Origin of the sequence: Agromyces sp. NPDC127015 (genome assembly GCF_042725165.1) — a bacterium.
GTDB classification, from domain to species: Bacteria; Actinomycetota; Actinomycetes; order Actinomycetales; family Microbacteriaceae; genus Agromyces; species Agromyces chromiiresistens.
The window spans coordinates 231,180-247,026 of sequence record NZ_JBHXDI010000003.1; the positions used below are offsets into that span (position 1 = coordinate 231,180).

At 72.0% G+C, this 15,847-nt stretch carries 14 protein-coding genes; 6 read left to right on the forward strand and 8 right to left on the reverse strand.

Annotation, left to right across the window (positions count from 1 at the left end):
* Nucleotides 1–55: 55 nt before the first annotated feature.
* From ACFWGP_RS10465 to ACFWGP_RS10475, 3 genes are all read left to right on the forward strand, one after another.
* The gene (locus ACFWGP_RS10465) at nt 56–1,423 is read left to right on the forward strand and encodes an aminotransferase class V-fold PLP-dependent enzyme (protein ID WP_376930867.1); all 1,368 of its coding nucleotides are present in this window, start codon (nt 56–58) and stop codon (nt 1,421–1,423) included.
* A gap of 67 nt (nt 1,424–1,490) precedes the next feature.
* Nucleotides 1,491–2,300 (forward strand): hypothetical protein, encoded by an 810-nt coding sequence (locus tag ACFWGP_RS10470; protein ID WP_376930868.1) that lies wholly within the window; start codon nt 1,491–1,493, stop codon nt 2,298–2,300.
* 43 nt (nt 2,301–2,343) lie between these two features.
* Entirely contained in the window at nt 2,344–2,838 is a 495-nt protein-coding gene (locus tag ACFWGP_RS10475) for an FBP domain-containing protein (RefSeq protein WP_376930869.1), read from the forward strand.
* Between the two features lie 112 nt (nt 2,839–2,950).
* Here the strand turns inward: ACFWGP_RS10475 and ACFWGP_RS10480 are convergent, their stop codons facing one another.
* Together ACFWGP_RS10480 and ACFWGP_RS10485 are read right to left on the reverse strand one after the other, a co-directional pair.
* On the reverse strand, nt 2,951–3,238 hold the full coding sequence (locus ACFWGP_RS10480) for a MerR family transcriptional regulator (protein WP_231428696.1): 288 nt from the start codon (nt 3,236–3,238) through the stop codon (nt 2,951–2,953).
* Between the two features lie 78 nt (nt 3,239–3,316).
* The gene (locus tag ACFWGP_RS10485; protein WP_231428695.1) at nt 3,317–3,505 is read right to left on the reverse strand and encodes a hypothetical protein; all 189 of its coding nucleotides are present in this window, start codon (nt 3,503–3,505) and stop codon (nt 3,317–3,319) included.
* A gap of 154 nt (nt 3,506–3,659) precedes the next feature.
* Here ACFWGP_RS10485 and ACFWGP_RS10490 point away from each other — a divergent pair, with 154 nt between their 5' ends.
* Nucleotides 3,660–4,088, forward strand: coding sequence for an Hsp20/alpha crystallin family protein (locus ACFWGP_RS10490; RefSeq protein ID WP_231428694.1), 429 nt, complete (start codon nt 3,660–3,662; stop codon nt 4,086–4,088).
* 82 nt (nt 4,089–4,170) lie between these two features.
* Complete coding sequence (locus ACFWGP_RS10495; RefSeq protein WP_231428693.1) at nt 4,171–4,362, forward strand: DUF2795 domain-containing protein; 192 nt, start codon at nt 4,171–4,173, stop codon at nt 4,360–4,362.
* A 52-nt stretch (nt 4,363–4,414) separates the two neighbouring features.
* On the opposite strand, the gene ACFWGP_RS10500 is transcribed toward ACFWGP_RS10495, so the two are convergent.
* Nucleotides 4,415–5,176, reverse strand: coding sequence for an SGNH/GDSL hydrolase family protein (locus ACFWGP_RS10500; protein WP_376930870.1), 762 nt, complete (start codon nt 5,174–5,176; stop codon nt 4,415–4,417).
* Between the two features lie 81 nt (nt 5,177–5,257).
* Nucleotides 5,258–5,446: a DUF1918 domain-containing protein gene (locus tag ACFWGP_RS10505; protein WP_231428691.1), complete on the reverse strand. Its 189-nt coding sequence runs from the start codon at nt 5,444–5,446 to the stop codon at nt 5,258–5,260.
* Between the two features lie 145 nt (nt 5,447–5,591).
* On the opposite strand from ACFWGP_RS10505, the gene ACFWGP_RS10510 reads away from it, so the two are divergent.
* Nucleotides 5,592–7,001, forward strand: a complete 1,410-nt coding sequence (locus tag ACFWGP_RS10510; protein ID WP_376930871.1) for a GH1 family beta-glucosidase — start codon at nt 5,592–5,594, stop codon at nt 6,999–7,001.
* A gap of 60 nt (nt 7,002–7,061) precedes the next feature.
* Here ACFWGP_RS10510 and ACFWGP_RS10515 read toward each other — a convergent pair whose 3' ends face one another.
* From ACFWGP_RS10515 to ACFWGP_RS10530, 4 genes are all read right to left on the reverse strand, one after another.
* Nucleotides 7,062–11,402, reverse strand: coding sequence for an alpha-L-fucosidase (locus tag ACFWGP_RS10515; protein ID WP_376930872.1), 4,341 nt, complete (start codon nt 11,400–11,402; stop codon nt 7,062–7,064).
* A 290-nt stretch (nt 11,403–11,692) separates the two neighbouring features.
* Nucleotides 11,693–13,252 (reverse strand): PucR family transcriptional regulator ligand-binding domain-containing protein, encoded by a 1,560-nt coding sequence (locus ACFWGP_RS10520; RefSeq protein WP_231428686.1) that lies wholly within the window; start codon nt 13,250–13,252, stop codon nt 11,693–11,695.
* 233 nt (nt 13,253–13,485) lie between these two features.
* Nucleotides 13,486–14,799, reverse strand: a complete 1,314-nt coding sequence (kynU, locus tag ACFWGP_RS10525; protein ID WP_376930873.1) for a kynureninase — start codon at nt 14,797–14,799, stop codon at nt 13,486–13,488.
* Between the two features lie 55 nt (nt 14,800–14,854).
* Nucleotides 14,855–15,847: an amidohydrolase family protein gene (locus ACFWGP_RS10530; RefSeq protein WP_376930874.1), complete on the reverse strand. Its 993-nt coding sequence runs from the start codon at nt 15,845–15,847 to the stop codon at nt 14,855–14,857.

The following is a 15,847-nucleotide window of genomic DNA, read 5'->3' on the forward strand; positions in this document are numbered from 1 at the left end:
GAGGCGGTCACGGGCGGCTCGTAGCCTCGACCCACCACGCACCGAGGAGACTTCCGTGATCGCCACCGACCAGGCCGCCGTCCGCCCCGCGCGCACGTCGGAGGCGGCGAGCATGACGGCCGGTGCGGTGCCCTCGCTCCCCGACGGATCCGCACCGCTCGCCCCGCTCGTCGACGCCGGTCTCGAGGTGCCCGTGCTCGGCGGTCGCACCGTGCGCCACGTCAACCTCGACGTGGCCGCGTCGGCTCCCGCCTTCGCCGTCGTCGCCGAGCAGGTCGCGAAGGTGCTGCCGTACTACGCGAGCGTGCACCGCGGCACCGGCTACCCGTCGCAGCAGACCACGGCGCTCGTCGAGGGCGCCCGTGCGACCGTCGCCCGGCACGTCGGCGCCCGCGATGACGACCTCGTCGTGTTCACCCGCAACACGACCGACGCGCTCAACCTGCTCGCGGCCGCGGTGCCGGGCGACACCGTCGTGCTCGACCTCGAGCACCACGCGAACCTGCTGCCCTGGCGCGACGGCGCCCGCCGCGTCGTCGTCGCACGGCCGACGATCGCCGAGACCATCGATGCGCTCGACGCCGAGCTCGCCCGATGTCCCGCGGCGCTCCTCACCGTCACGGGCGCGTCCAACGTCACCGGCGAGGTGCTGCCGATCGACCGGCTCGCGCGGATCGCCCACGCGCACGGCGCCCGCATCGCCGTCGACGCCGCGCAACTGCTGCCGCACCGTCGGGTCTCGCTCGAGGCATCCGGCATCGACTACCTCGCCTTCTCGGGTCACAAGGCCTACGCGCCGTTCGGGGCCGGTGCGCTCGTGGGCCGCGCCGATTGGCTCGACGCGGCGCCCGCCCACCTCGCCGGCGGCGGCGCCGTCGAGCACGTTCGCCTCGACCGCGTCGAATGGAAGCACGGCGCCGCCCGCCACGAGGCCGGCACGCCGAACGTCGTCGGCATCGTCGCGATCGCCCGCGCGCTCACCGAGTTCGAGCACCTCGGCGAACCCGCCCGCGAAGCGCACGAGCGGGCGCTGACCGAGCGGCTGCACGCGGGGCTCGCGTCGCAGCGCGGCATCCGGGTCGTGCGCGGGTTCAGCGACGCGGATGACCGCCTCGGCATCGCGACGATCGAGCTCGAGCAGGGTTCGGTCGGGTTGCTGGCCGCCGCGCTCGGGGCCGAGCACGGCATCTCGGTGCGCGCCGGCCGGTTCTGCGCCCACCCCTTCTTCGACCGAGTCGGCAGCCGCTCGAACGGCTTGCGCGCGAGCCTCGGCGCGGGCTCCACGACCGACGACGTCGACCGATTCCTCGCGGCGCTCGCGAAGCTCGTCGCCGGCGGACCGGCGCACGCGTACGACCGCGGTCCCGAGGGCTGGCACCCGCTCGTCGACGACCGCCCGCGGGCCGCGTTCGACTTCGCCTGAGACGCCCGCCGAACGGGGGCTGGCCGCGACGATCGCCGCGGACTAGCGTCGGGAGCGGAGGCTCCCAGTGACGGGCGACGATGCTGAACTCGAGGCGCGTGCCGACGCGCTGCGGCGCGTCGTCTACGGAACCCCCGACGGTTACGAGACGGATGCCGCGATCGAGCTCGAACGCGTCGAGGCCGAACTCGCCCGGCGGTCGGAGCAGCGCCGGGCCGCGGCATCCCGCACGGCGGCACCCGCCCCTGATGCCGGATCCGGGGAATCCGGCGATGCGCCGGGCGCGGATGCCCCCGTCGCCGCGCGGCGCGACGAATCTCCGAACCCGCCAGCGGCGGCGGCGTTGCGTCCTCGCCGGTGGCCCGGCGTGCTCGCGATCGCAGGAGTGCTCGGCGTGTTCGCGGCGGTCGGAGCCGTCGCGCTCGACGCGGCGCTCGCGCCGCCGCGCGGACTCGCGGTGTTCGATCGGCCGCAGCAGCCGGAGGACGAGAGCCTCGTCGTGGCCCTCGGCGCCCAGGCCGACACCGTGCGCAAGCTCGACGAGCTGTTCGGCCGCGGGTTCTGGGTGTACCTCAACGGCGCCGACCAGGTCTGCCTCTCGGTGATTCCGATCGGCGGCACGAACCTCGTCGAGCGCGGCGAGTGCGCCTCGCGCGAGCGGTTCGCCGAGCACGGCATCGTCGTGCAGTACGCGGCGACCGAGCTCGGCGCCCGCCGACCGCGCGGATCGGGTGAGCGCGACGTGATCGTCGTCTCCTGGCTGCCCGACGCCGAGGGCGTCGAGTGGGAGCTCGTGATGATCGACCCGCCCGGGAACGATCGGATGACCTACGGTGAGTGGTCGTCGGGTCGCGAGGATGGGGCGTTCGTCGACTGAATGCGCCGTTCGTAGACTGGGGGAGTCGCACGAGGGGAGACCGATGCAGCCACTGGTCGAGTCCGACGTCAAGTCCGCGCTCGGCAATGCCAGCCAGGCGGAGATCGCCCAGCTGTCGCTGCCGGTCAAGTTCTTCGTCACCGAGTGGGCGCACCTCGACGCGTTCGCCTGGCGCGACCCGCGCATCGCCGAGCGGGGCTACCTCGTCACCGAGCTCGACGGTTCGCCCGCCGGCGTCGTGCTGCGCGCGTCGGAACGCACCGGCTCCCGGCACCGCGCCGCCGTGTGCAACCTCTGCCACACCCACCAGCCCGGCGACCAGGTCGCGCTGTTCTCCGCCCGGCGCGCGGGCGAGGCGGGCGAACGCGGCGACAGCATCGGCACGTACATCTGCAGCGACCTCGCCTGCCAGGAGACGGTGCGGCTCGGCCGGCCCGCCGCGCCGTCGGAGGTACTGCCGAGCGCCCACGAGCTCGAGCGCATCGAGGGGCTCGCGCGACGCACCAAGGCGTTCGTGGCCGACGTGCTCGGGGCGTAGTCGCGGCTTCTGAAGCAGCATCCGCACCGGGCATTGTCATCGGCACGACCGACGGATGCCCCCGATCGAGCGCGGCGTCGCCGTCGCCTCGTCACGCTGATGGGCGGGATCGTCAGCGCCGGGGGCGTCGCCCGAGCCGACGGCGCAACTCGTCGTTCTCCTGCTCGAGGGCGAGGACGCGACCGATGCCCGCGAGGTTGATGCCGTCGCCCTGGAGCCGCACGACCTGGCGCACGAGCGCGAGGTCGTCTTCGCTGTACCGGCGGGTGCCGCCCTCGGTGCGGGCGGGTGTCAGCAGCCCCTTCTCCTCGTAGAGGCGGAGGGTGGCCGGCTGCAACTCGACGAGTTGAGCCGCCACCGCGATGCTGTACAGCGGCATGCCGCCCGCCCGATCGTTCATCTTCGGAAGTCTGCTCGGGGACTTGAAACAAGTCAAGCAGTTGGTGTATTAAATCTATTGCAAACACTGTAGGTAATCTCAATCAGCGATGACGGGTAACCCATCGGTCGGCCCGTCGAGGTCGGGGGTGGCCGGGTTGATGCAGATGTCGGCGACGTCGACGGCCGGGTTCGTCGAGCTGGTGCTCGCCGACCAGGCGTGGGTCGACGTCGAGTTCGAGGCGATCGTCGCGCGACTGCGCACGTCGTCGACGACGACGGCGCTCACGGCCGGCCGACCGCCCGCTCGTGCCGCTCGCGGCCGGGCGCTGACCTCGACGCAGCCGCCGGCACGCCCGGCGCACGTCGGCGGGAGGGCTCGCGATCCCCCGCGCGACGGGCGCGCAGACGAGAGATCCCACCATCGACGAAAGGAGTTCACCGTGGCCATGTCATTCGATCCCTTCAGCCAACTCGACCGGATCGCCCAGACGATCTTCGACACCAGTCGCCAGCCGAGGATGATGCCGGTCGACCTCTTCCGAGAGGGCGACCGCTACCTCCTCAATGCCGATCTCCCGGGCATCGATCCCGGGTCGATCGACATCGACGTCGATGGGCACCTGCTGACGATCCGCGCCCAGCGGTCGGCCGCCGCGGGTGAGAACAGCAGGTGGATGCTGCAGGAGCGCCCGTTCGGCAGCTACATGCGGCAGTTCACGATCGGCGACGACGTCGATCCCGACGGCATCAGCGCCAGCTACGACAACGGCGTGCTCAGCGTGCTCATCCCGATCGCCGAGCGTGCCAAGCCGCGCAAGGTCGCGATCGAGTCGGCCGGTGAGGTCGGGCGCAAGTCGGTGACCGCCTGATCCCCACGGCGACGCGGGCGCCCGGCCGATGCCGCAGCGCCCGCGTCGCCTCCCACGAAGAACCTGAGCGACGAGAGAGGTGATGAGCGTGCTGGTGCACGAGGTGCGAGTGCAGTCCCATCTGGACGGGCTGCAGTTCCCGGTGACGACCTCGGTGCTGGTCGACCACATCAGGAGGTCGGGCGCCCCCGACCACGTGGTCGAAGTGCTCGAGCGGACCGGTGAGCGGATCTTCGAGGATCGCCTCGCGGTCTCGGAGGCGCTGGAGCCCTGAGCCGCGCGCCGCCGAACGCGACGCCCACTCGGCCGCCGGCGCCCGCCCGCACTCAGCCCGGCTCGACCGCCTCGAGCGTCGCGCGTTTCGCGACCCGGCCGTCGCCCGACGAGCGGCCGGTGAGCCGGCGCCCGATCCAGGGCAGCACGAACTCGCGGTAGTACGCGGCGGTGTTGCGGCTTCGCGGCCCGGGCGGGGCGGCTGCGACCTCTTCGACGCCCCACTCGGGCGGCACGGGCACGTCGAGCGCGGTGAGCACGTTCGAGGCGACGCGCGCGTGGCCGAGGGCGTTGAGGTGCAGCTTGTCGGGCGACCAGTAGCGGATGTCGCGGAGCCCGCGGTCGTTGAAGTTGTCGACGAAGGTCACGCCCTCGAGCGTGCCGAGGTCGACGAGCGCGGCCGTGAGCCGGGCGCCGCGGGCGTCGAAGACCCTGCCCATCGGCAGGTGCTCGGTCGGGTTCGCCCCGCTCAGCATGAGCACGTGGATGCCGGCGTCGCGAATGCGGTGGATCGCGTCGCGGAAGCGAGTCGCCGTCACCTGCTCGTCCATGCGGGGGCGCAGCATGTCGTTGCCGCCGCCGTTGAAGCTCAGGAGCTCGGGCTTCAGCGCGATCGCGGCGCCGAGCTGCTCGTCGATGATGGGGCCGAGCTTGCGCCCGCGGATCGCGAGGTTCGCGTAGCCGATCGGCTCGCGCGCGTGCTGTGCGAGGCCGAGCGCCACGAAGTCGGCCCAGCCGCGCACGCTGCCGTCGGGCAACTCGTCGCCGACGCCCTCCGTGAAGCTGTCGCCGATCGCCGCATAGGAGTGGTACATGCCTTCCACGCTAGCGCGGCGCGAGCGCGAGGCATCCCGTCGGCCGAACCGTGACCGGCGCTGGAATGCCGCGGCACAGGTTCACTCGGCGGCGGGTTCGAGCTCGCAGTCGGCGCCCGGGTAGAGCAGCGTCTCGTGTCCGTCGTCGAAGCGCACGAGGTACGGCGGACCGCCGTCCTCGCCGCGGACCTCGAGGATCTCGCCGTGCCGGCCGGGCTGGCCGACCTGCTTTCCGTGGATGAAGAGGCGTTCGCCCACCGTGGCCTGCATTGCAACCCCTTCCGACGGTTACAGCGTACGCCGGGGGTGCGGGGGCGCGGAAGGCTCTTCCCGTGCGTGGGCTCGCCGGGTAGGGTGGCAGAACTGGGTCAAGCGTCCCAGTTCTGGACGGCACTGACGAACGGCGAGGTTCACGATGGATGCTTCGAGCGCGGGCGCGATGGAATCGCTGCGTCTCCCGGCGGGATTCCGGTGGGGTGCGGCGACCGCCGCCTTCCAGATCGAGGGGTCGACGACCGCCGACGGGCGCGGTCCGAGCATCTGGGACACGTTCACCGCGGAGCCCGGCCGCGTCATCGACGGCTCGAATGCGCTCGTCGCGGCCGACAGCTATCGGCGGTACCGCGACGACATCGCCCTGCTCGCAGACCTCGGCGCGACCGACTATCGCTTCTCGATCTCGTGGCCTCGGGTGCAGCCCGGCGGTTCGGGGCCTGCGAACGCCGCGGGCCTCGACCACTACGAGCGGTTCGTCGATGCGCTCGGCGAGGCGGGCATCGCGCCGCTCGCGACCCTCTACCACTGGGACCTGCCGCAGCCGCTCGAGGACGCGGGCGGCTGGCTGGTGCGCGACACGGCCTCGCGGTATGCGGACTACGTCGGGCTCGTGCTCGACCGGCTCGGTGACCGGGTCGGGCGCTGGATCACGCTCAACGAGCCGGCGATGACGACGCTCGAGGGCTACGCGCTCGGAACGCAGGCGCCGGGGCGCACGCTCATGCTCGGCGCGCTGCCGACCGTGCATCACCAACTGCTCGGGCACGGGCTCGCGGTCGCCGCCATCCGTGCGTCGGGGGCTCGGCCGGGCTCGGGCCCGATCGAGGTGGGCATCACGAACAACCACACGCTCGTCGTGCCGGCGTCGGAGGAGGCGGCCGATCTCATGGCCGCGGGCGCGTTCGACCTCATCTACAACCGCATCTTCATCGACCCCGTGCTGACGGGCGCCTACCCAGACCTCTCGGCGTTCGGGCTCGCGGAGTTCCCGGGCGTCGAGCCGGGCGACCTCGAGGCGATCTCGGCGCCGCTCGACTTCTACGGCGTGAACTCGTACAACCCGACGTACGTCGCGGCGCCCGCCGAGGGATCGGAGTTCGCGCTCGCCGGGCTGCCGTTCGAACCGGCCGCGCCGCCCGAGGGCACCCTGGTGACCGGCTTCGACTGGCCGGTCGTGCCCGGGGCGTTCGCCGAGCTGCTCGTCGGCCTGCACCGCGACTACGGCGACGTGCTGCCGCCCGTGGTCATCACCGAGAACGGCGCCTCGTACGTCGACGAGGTCGTCCCCGACGGCGACGGCGGCCTCGCGGTGCACGACGCCGACCGCATCGCCTACCTCGACGGGCACCTGCGCGCGGTCGCCGCGGCGATCGAGCAGGGCGTCGACGTGCGCGGGTACTTCGTGTGGTCGCTCATGGACAACTTCGAATGGGCGCAGGGCTACACGCAGCGGTTCGGCCTCGTGCACGTCGACTTCGAGACGGGCGATCGCACCCGCAAGGACTCGTACGCCTGGTACCGCGACCTGATCGCGGCGCAGGCGGGCTGACGCGAGGCCGGGGCGACGCGGTGCGTCGCCCCGGCCTCGTCGGTCCGATCCGCCCGGCGATCAGCCGCCCGCCGGCAGCCCGAGCACCTCGACCTCGGCGAGCGAGAGCGGCAGGGTGGCGGACTCGAGCTGGATCCGCACGTAGCGGCCGGTCGTGCCGTCGGGCAGGTCGATGACCGACGGGCGGCCGGCCTGCTCGGCGACTCGGGTGGCCGTGTCGGCCTCGGCTCGCGCGTCGGCGAGGGCGTTCGCCGTGAACGGCTCGTCCGACGTCATCACCCAGTAGTTCGAGAGGCGCTCGCCGCAGCAGTCCGTGCGGTTGTAGATCTCGACCCGGTCGAGTGCGGCGAGTTCACCGACGTCGACCTGCCACCAGGCCTCCTTCGAGGGCTCAGCGGTGTGCGTCACCGAGTTGCCCGAGAAGGCGCCGTTGCGGTTGCCGTCGACCGCTCGCTCGGGCACGCCGTCCCACGCGATGCTCGACTGCGTCGCCGGCTTGCCCTTCGCGAGGTTCGGCAGCGCGATCTTCACGGTCGCGCCGGCGGACGTCGACACGCCACCGCTCGTCGTGGTGACGACGATCCGCCCACTCGAGGCCTCGGCACCGGCCGGCACCGAGATCGTGATCGGCACGACGTACGACTCACCGGGCGCGAGTGCGGGCACCGAGGCGGTGCTCGCCGTCACCGTCCAGCCCTCGGGCCCGGTGATCTCGATCGCAGACGTCTCCGAGCGCTCCGACGAGGGATTGGCGATCACCGCCGACCCCACGACGGTCGCACCTCGCTGCACGGCCTCGGGCACGCGCACCGTCGTGCGCAGGAGGCTGTCGAGGCCGGGGTTCGAGATCTCGAAGGTGAACGCATGGGTCGAGGTCGTGGCCTCGGCGCCCTCCTCGGGCATCTCGATCTCGATCTCGCCGGCGTCGTTGCGCTCCCAGTCGAGCGACTTCCCGTCGGAACCGAGCAGTTCGACCTCCGTGTCGTCGCCGAAGGGCAGGTCGCCGCCGAGGGTCAGCCGCTCGCCGGGCCAGTCGAGCGCGGTCGCGTAGAGCGAGCCGTCGCGCTGCGTGTACCGCACCGGCACGTCGGACGCCGGCTCGTCCGCGCGGTTCCAATAGGTCGTGCCGTAGATCGCGTCGCCGTTCACGTCGAGCCAGGCGCCGATGTCGCGCAGCCGCTCGGCCTGCAGCTCGGGGATGGTGCCGTCGGCCTTCGGGCCGACGTCGAGCAGCAGGTTGCCGTTCTTGCTCACGATGTCGACGAGCGACTCGACCAGCTGGTCGCTCGTGAGGTAGTCCTCGATCGGCTCGTTCTGGTTGTAGCCGTACGAGTGCGCGATGCCGCGGCTCGACTCCCACTTGTTCGTGTCGATGTCGGGCTTGACCGTGTACTCGGGCGTCTGGAAGTCGAGCTCCGTCGAGTCGAGCGAGCCGGAGTCGATCTTGCACCGGTTCGCGACGGCGACCTCGTGCGGCTCCTCGCCGTTCTTCGCCCGGTTGTAGTACTCGGCGATGACGCCCGCCGTCTTCCAGTACGAGGCGGGCTTCTCCCACTGCCCGTCGCACCACAGGATGTCGGGGTCGTACTTGTCGATGAGCTCGCGCATCTGCGGAAGCATGTAGTCGTCGACGTAGTCCACCCCCGTCGGGGCGCCCGTGTACGGCACCTCGGCACCGGTGTACGGATTGCGGGCCGGCTTGCCCGTGTAGGCCGGGTTGTACCACTCGTAGAGCGAGTAGTAGAAGCCCGCCTTGAGCTCGCCGTCGTCGCGGGCGGCCGAGAACAGTTCACCGGCGAGATCGCGCTTCGGGCCGAGGTCGACCGTATCGCGTCCGCTCACATCGCTGTCCCAGAGGGCGGTGCCGTCGTGGTGCTTCGAGGTGAGCACGAAGTACTTCGCGCCCGCGTCCTTGAAGAGGTCGACCCAGGCCTCGGGGTCGAACTCCTCGGCCTTCCACTCGTCGATGAACCGGTCGTACGGGTAGTCGGCGCCGTACGTCGCCCGGTGATACTGGTTCGTCGCCGAGCCGTTCGAGTTCATGTAGTTCCAGTACCACTCGGCGTACGAGCCCCGCGGCCCCCAGGCGGGCACCGAGTACGGGCCCCAGTGGACGAAGATGCCGAACTTGTCGTCGTCGAACCATTCGGGGCTCTCGTGCGAGTTGAGCGAGGCGGTCGACGCGGTGTAGTCCCACGCCGGTACGTCGTACCCGTCGAACCAGCCGGCGACCTGGTCGCCGTCGAGCGCCTCGTCCCACGTGGTCAGCTCGTCGAGGTCGCCGCGCAGGCTCGCCGACGGGGTGCCGACCGAGCGCAGGGGCAGCGGGATCGACGCGGCGATCCGACCCACGCGTGCGCCGTCGGCGTAGAGCGTCGTCTCGCCCTCCGTCGCGACCCAGGTCAGCTGCACCCACCGCCCGGCCGGAAGGGTGAACTCGAACGAGTGGTCGGCGACGCCGTACTCGGTGAAACCGACCTTGCCGGTGCCGGTCTGGCGCAGCTTGAGCGCGCCCGCCTTCGAGGTCAGCAGCACCTGCTCGCCCGCGTCGGACGAGAGCCTGACCCACGTCGAGACCGTCCACGGCTCGGCGACGTCGACCCCGCCGAACCCGACGCCGTCGCGGTTGTGGTCGAACCGGAACGCCTCGCCCTTCACCCCGCCGTCGACGAGGGTCGGGTTGTTGATGATGTAGGTCGAGCCCGGCAGGTCGCCCGCCGCGTCCTCGGCGAAGATCGTGTTTCCCGGGCTGCCGGCCCAGGTCCAGCCCGAGGGGTACTCGGCCTCGTCGAACGTCCAGCGGTGCGACGGCTCGCCGTCGTCGACCCGCTTCGGCTGATCGGGCGTCGTGAGGCCGGCCGGAGCGGCGAGGGCGTCGAAGCGCGCGGTGAACGCAGCGAGGTCGTCGGGCGTCGCCGAGCCGTTCCACGAGCGGTCGGCGAGCACCGCCCGGGGCAGCGCGCTCAGCTGCTCCCAGTACGCGTCCTCCGACCAGAAGTTGTAGTCGGCCCAGTGCGGCATGCCCGAGCCGAGCAGGTCCGCCTCCGTGTTCGGCGCCCACTCGTCGTACATCCAGGCGACGTCGGGGTAGAGGTTGTGGTAGTTGTTCGGCGTCAGGTAGAAGGGACCGATCGCGATCTCGTCGTGCCCCGGGATGGCCGGGCCTGCGCCCGTGCCCTCCCAAGTGAGGTCGACCACCGAGGCGTTGAGATCCTGCTTCGGCGTCGACATGTGCTCGACGCCGTTGTAGATCGCGGTGCGCGCCCCGTTCTCGGTGATGACCGCGTCGAGGGTGTTGATGTATCTCGTGAGCAGGTCGCCGAGGGTGTCGATCTCGGGATCGTCGGCGATCGCCTGCGCCACACGGGGGCAGTTCGCGAGCTGGCCCGGCAGCTCGTCGGCGCCGATCGAGAAGAGCGGGGCGTCGAACCACGACGAGAACTCGTCGACGATCTCGGCGGTCTTCGCGACCGCGTCCTCGCGGGTCATGTCGATGATCCAGTCGGGGGTGAGGTGCGAGTGGGTGTGCGCCTGCGTGCAGGCGCCATCGCCCGAGCCGAAGCCGATGTCGAACGCGTCGCTGATGACCGTCGCATGCCCGGGCACGTCGATGCCGCCCATGAGCTGCACGTGCTGCTCGGCGGCGAGCGCCTTGAGCCGGTCGATGTCCTCCCGGCTGTACGAGTGCTCGGGGTCGGCGAGCCCGGGGAACTTCTCGCTGTACAGGCGGAAGCCCTCCGAGTCGGACAGGTGGAGGAAGAGCGTGTTGAGCCTGAGCTGCCCCATGCGGCGCAGCAGGTTCTCGAGGGACTCCATCGACCAGTACTTGCGGCCGGCGTCGAGCTGAATCATGCGCACGGCCTGCGTCGGCACATCGGTCGCCGTCGCCCGCGGCACGTCGCGGTGGTCGTCGTCGGCTTCGAGCAGCTGCACGAGGGTGCGCGTGCCGTAGAAGAGGCCGTTCGTCGTCGACGCCTCGATGACGATCGGGCCGTCGCTCGACCAGCGATAGCCCTCGGCGCCGAGCGCCTCGTCGTCGACGAGCCGCAGCACGATGTCGCCCTCGGCGGCCTTGCCGACCTCGCCCGTGGTCTTGAGCGGCAGCCCCGTGAGGTCTCGCAGCTCGGCCGCGACGCGCTTCGCGAGATCCTGGGTGACCTCGACGACCGGGCCGGGGAGGGCGGCCTCGCCCCCGGGCAGCAGTGCGAGGTCGCGCGACGGCCCGTCGACGAGCAGTCGTGAGGCGCGGGTGAGGCCGACGGTCCCGTCACCCGCGGTCCAGTCGGTCGGGCGGGGGATGACGGCGTCGATGCCGGTCGGCCCCGCCGACGCCGGCGTGATCGTTCGAACATCAGGAGCCGCATTCGCCGGTGCGGCGACGATCGCCGCCGCACCGATCATTGCTCCGATGATTGAGGTGGAAATCAGCGTCTTCACTGGCCGGATTCGCATCATTGCGGGCTCCTTCGTAGGGAAAGATAGGATGACCGTAGCGATTCTCTGCGTCAGCGGCAAGGGTTGACCTGACGATTTCTGAATGTGGAGAGTGCTCTTCGAGCAGGATGCGTCAGTGGCTCGGGGTGGACGGAGTGCCTGCGCGCGATGGCGCCGGAGCGGCATCGCAGCCGGGCCCGGTGACCTGCCGCCCGGCCGCGGGGACTTCCCGAGCGGGGTGCGCGCCGAGCGCCGCGCTACTCGACCGCGAGCAGTGCCGCCCACAGGTCGGCGCGCGCGTGGAAGCCCGAGAGGTCGCGCCCGAGCAGCCGCTCGGCGAGGGCGATGCGGCTGCGCACCGTGTGCCGGTGCACGCCGAGCTCCTGCGCGGTGGCGTCGAACTGGCCGCCGTGCTCGAGCCAGGTCCGCGTGGTCTCGACGAGCGTCGTGCCGTTCGCGGCATCGTGCTCGGTGAGCGGGGCCAGCGTCGCGAGCGCGACGGCGCGTGCGTCGGTGCGCGCGAGGAAGGCGAGCACGCCCTGCCGGCTGATCTCGTCGAAGTTGACGACGCCGGCGCCGCTCTCGCGCGCCCGGTCGAGGGCGCGCAGCGCCTGCTCGTGCGCCTGCGGAACGCCCGCGTCGGCGACCGGGTCGGAGACGCCGACCGGTAGCTCGAACTCGGTCGCGAGCTCCTCGGCCAGCGGGGCGTCGCCCTCCTCGACGATGAGCACGAACCGTTCGTCGTCCCGCCCGAAGAACAGTCGCCCGCCGCGCTCCTCGACGCGCAGTTCGAGCAGTTCGGTCAGTCGGTCGACCTGGGCCGGGGCATCCGTGACCATGACGCGCACGGGTGCCTCGGGAAGCGGCCCCCACATCTCGGCCGACACGCGCTCGGCGAGGGCCGTGTCGCCGTCGAGGATGCCGCGGAGCAGCCCCGATCGCAGGTGACCGCGGGCGCGGTCGAGGTCGCGGTTCTGCTCGAGCGCGAGCCCGGCGAGGGCGATCACCGCGTTCACGACCTCTCGGCCGGCGGCGTCGAGCTCGGCGGAGTCGCCGATCGCGAGCACTCCGCGCAGGGCCCCGCCGCCGCCGAGGGTCTGCAGGGTCATGCGCTGCGGAGCCCCGGTCGACTCGCCGGCGACGAGGGTGCGGCTCGCGCGCTGGCCGCGCCGGATCATCGAGCGGGCCTCGCCCACGACCTCGCCGAGCGCGGGCTGCGGCAGTCCGTCGGCCGGCGCCTCGCGGTCGAGCGTGCCGGTCGCGTCGATGAGCCCGACCCAGGTGCCGAGCCGGTTCGAGAGCTCGGCGAGGGTGGCCGAGAGGCCGTCGGGCCGGAGGGCGGCGAGCGAGATCGCGCGCTGCGCCGCGAGCGCCCACGCCTGACGGGCGTACGCGTCTTCGGCGATGAGGTCGGCGACCGTGCGGGCGATGGCGATGAACGGCACCCGGTACGGCACCTCGAAGAGCGGGAGGCCCTGCGCGGTGCAGGCGGCCACGAGCGCCTCGGGCGTGCCGGCGCGGATGACCTCGGTGCCGAAGCCGAGCGCCGCGATGCCGGTCGCGCGCAGGCGGGCGACGTACGCGTCGGCGAACCCGGCTTCGCCCGCATCGTCGCCGACGACGCCCTCGGCGAACTGGGTGCCGGTCGTGAGCAGCACGTGCCCGGCGTCGAGGAACGGCGTCGGGTCGGCGAGGTCGGAGCTGTGCGCCCACACGACGGGCGCGTCGAGTGCGCCGGCCGACAGCGACTCGATGGGCGTGAGGAGGCCGAGGCCCAGCTCGGGGCGGGCGAGCAGTGTCTGCACGGTGGGCTTCATGCGGGGGTGCCTCGGTGTCTCGACTCGGCCCCGGCCGGCCTACTCGACCGTCGGGGTTGCCCGGCCGACGCTGGTGTACACGCCGGCGAACATCATGCCCTGAGTGTACACATCGGCGCCGAGGCATCCAGCTGTGTTGCGCGACCGCACTCGAGCGTGCATTCGTCGCCCGTTCTCGGGCGGCGAATGCAACGTTCGGGGAGGCGCGCCGCCGCCGAGCGCCGGAGCGCCCCTCAGGTGACGGCGCCGCGGCGTGCGAAGCGCGGCTCGCGCCAGGTCTCGGTCGCGAGCACGTCCTCGAGCACCGCGACCGCGTCCCAGACGTCGGTGTGCGAGACGTAGAGCGGGGCGAAGCCGAAACGCATGAGGTCGGGCGCGCGGAAGTCGCCGATGACGCCGCGCCCGATGATCGCCTGCATGACCGCGTAGCCGTCGGCCGTCTCGGGCAGCCCGTCGCGCATGCCGTCGCCGCCGAACCGCAGCGCGACCTGGCTGCCGCGGCGAGCGGACTGACGGGGCGAGACCACCTCGACGTCCCACCGCGCGAGCCGGGTGTCGACGAGCGAGATGAACAGCTCGGTGAGGCGCAGGCTCTTCTCGCGCAGCGCTTCGAGATCGACGTCGGCCCACACGTCGAGGCTCGCCTCGAGCCCCGCGACCGAGAGCAGCTGCGGGGTGCCCACCCGGAACCGGGCGACCCCGTCGGCCGGCGCGTAGTCGAGGCCGAAGTCGAACGGCCTCGCGTGCCCGTGCCACCCGGTGAGCGCGGGGCGCGCCTCGGCCTGGTGCCGCTCCGCGACCCAGATGAACGAGGGCGAGCCCGGTCCGCCGTTGAGGTACTTGTACGTGCACCCGATCGCGAAGTCGGCGCCGGCGCCGGCCAGGTCGACCGGCACGGCGCCGACCGAGTGGCAGAGGTCCCACACCATGAGCGCGCCGGCCTCGTGCACCCGCCGGGTGACGTCGGCCAGGTCGTACATGCGCCCCGTGCGGTAGTTCACGTGAGTGAGCACGACGACCGCGACGTCGTCGCCGAGAACGTCGTCGAGGTCGGCCTCGTCGTCGATGAGCCGTCGCTCGAGCGGCCCGCCGGCGTCGGCGCCCGCGAGCTCCTGGACGCCCTCGAGGATGTACAGGTCGGTCGGGAAGCTGCCGCGCTCCGACACGATCACCCGTCGGCCGGGTCGCAGCCTGGTCGCCGCGACCGCGACCTGGAACAGGCTCGACGACGTGGAGTCGCCGAGCACGACCTCGCCCTGGGCGGCACCGATGAGCGGGGCGATGCGGTCGCCCAGCGCGCGCGGCTTGTCGAACCAGCCCGCGTCGTTCCAGCTGCGGATCAGCCCGGTGCCCCACTCCTCGCGGATGACCAGCTCGACATGCGCGGGCGTCGCCCTCGGCAGCGCTCCGAGCGAGTTGCCGTCGAGGTAGACGACGCCCGCGGGAAGGTCGAATCGCTCGCGGAACCCGGCGAGCGGGTCGGCCGCGTCGAGGGCGGCGCACGTCGCGCGGTCGATCGTGAGCTGGGGGGATGTCGCGAGGCTCATGTGCGGTTCTCCGGATCGTGGGTCGAGGCGAGGCCAAAGGGGTGGCCGAGGGGCGCTACCGCCCCAGGAACCGCAGCGCGTTTCCGCGGCGGATCGCCTCGCACTGGGCGGGGCTGAGGAACTCGGCGCGGTCGACGACCGATCCGACGGGGCGTTCACCGAGCGGGTACGGGTAGTCGCTGCCGACCATGACCTGCTCGGCGCCGAGCGTGTCGACGAGCAGCCGCAGCGCAGGCGGGTCGAACACGACGGAGTCGACGCTGAACCGGTCGAGGTAGTCCGAGGGCGGCCGCTCGCTGACGCCGATGAGATCGCGCCGCTGGTGCCAGGCGTTCTCGAAGCGGCCGAGCCAGAACGCGAACGACCCGCCGCCGTGCGCGAACGCGATGCGGAGCGACGCGGGCACCCGGTCGAAGACGCCGCCGAGGATCATCGAGATGATCGACAGGTGGGTCTCGGCGGGCATGCCCGCGAGCCAGCGCGCCATCCAGCGGTCGAGGCGGGGCGAGTTCGCCATGTCCCACGGGTGCACGAACACGGGGATGCCCTCGGCCGCACAGTGCTGCAGGAAGGTGACGACGCCCTCGTCGTCGAGGTCGCGATCGCCGACGTGGTTGCCGATCTCGACGCCGGAGTGGCCCGAGGCGATCGCGCGCGACGCCTCGGCGCACGCGGCGTCGGTGCTCTGCAACGGCACCTGTGCGAACGGCACGAGCCGGTCGGGCGCCTGCTCGCACAGCTCGAGCGCGAGGTCGTTGAAGATGCGTGCGACCTTCGCGCCCTCGTCGGCCGCCGCCGTGTACGAGAAGAAGAGCGGGGTCGGCGAGACGACCTGCAGTTCGACGCCGTCGGCGTCCATGTCGGCGAGGCGCGCCTCGGCGTTCCAGCAGCGGTCGTCGATGCGCCGGAACTCGCTCGAGCCGAGCATGATCATCGCCTCGCGCTCGGAGTCCACCCGCAGCGTCGGCCAGACGCCGGGCCCGACCTCGGCGGCGAGGTCGGGCCAGGCGTGCGGCACGAAGTGCGTGTGGACGTCGATCGTGCCCAA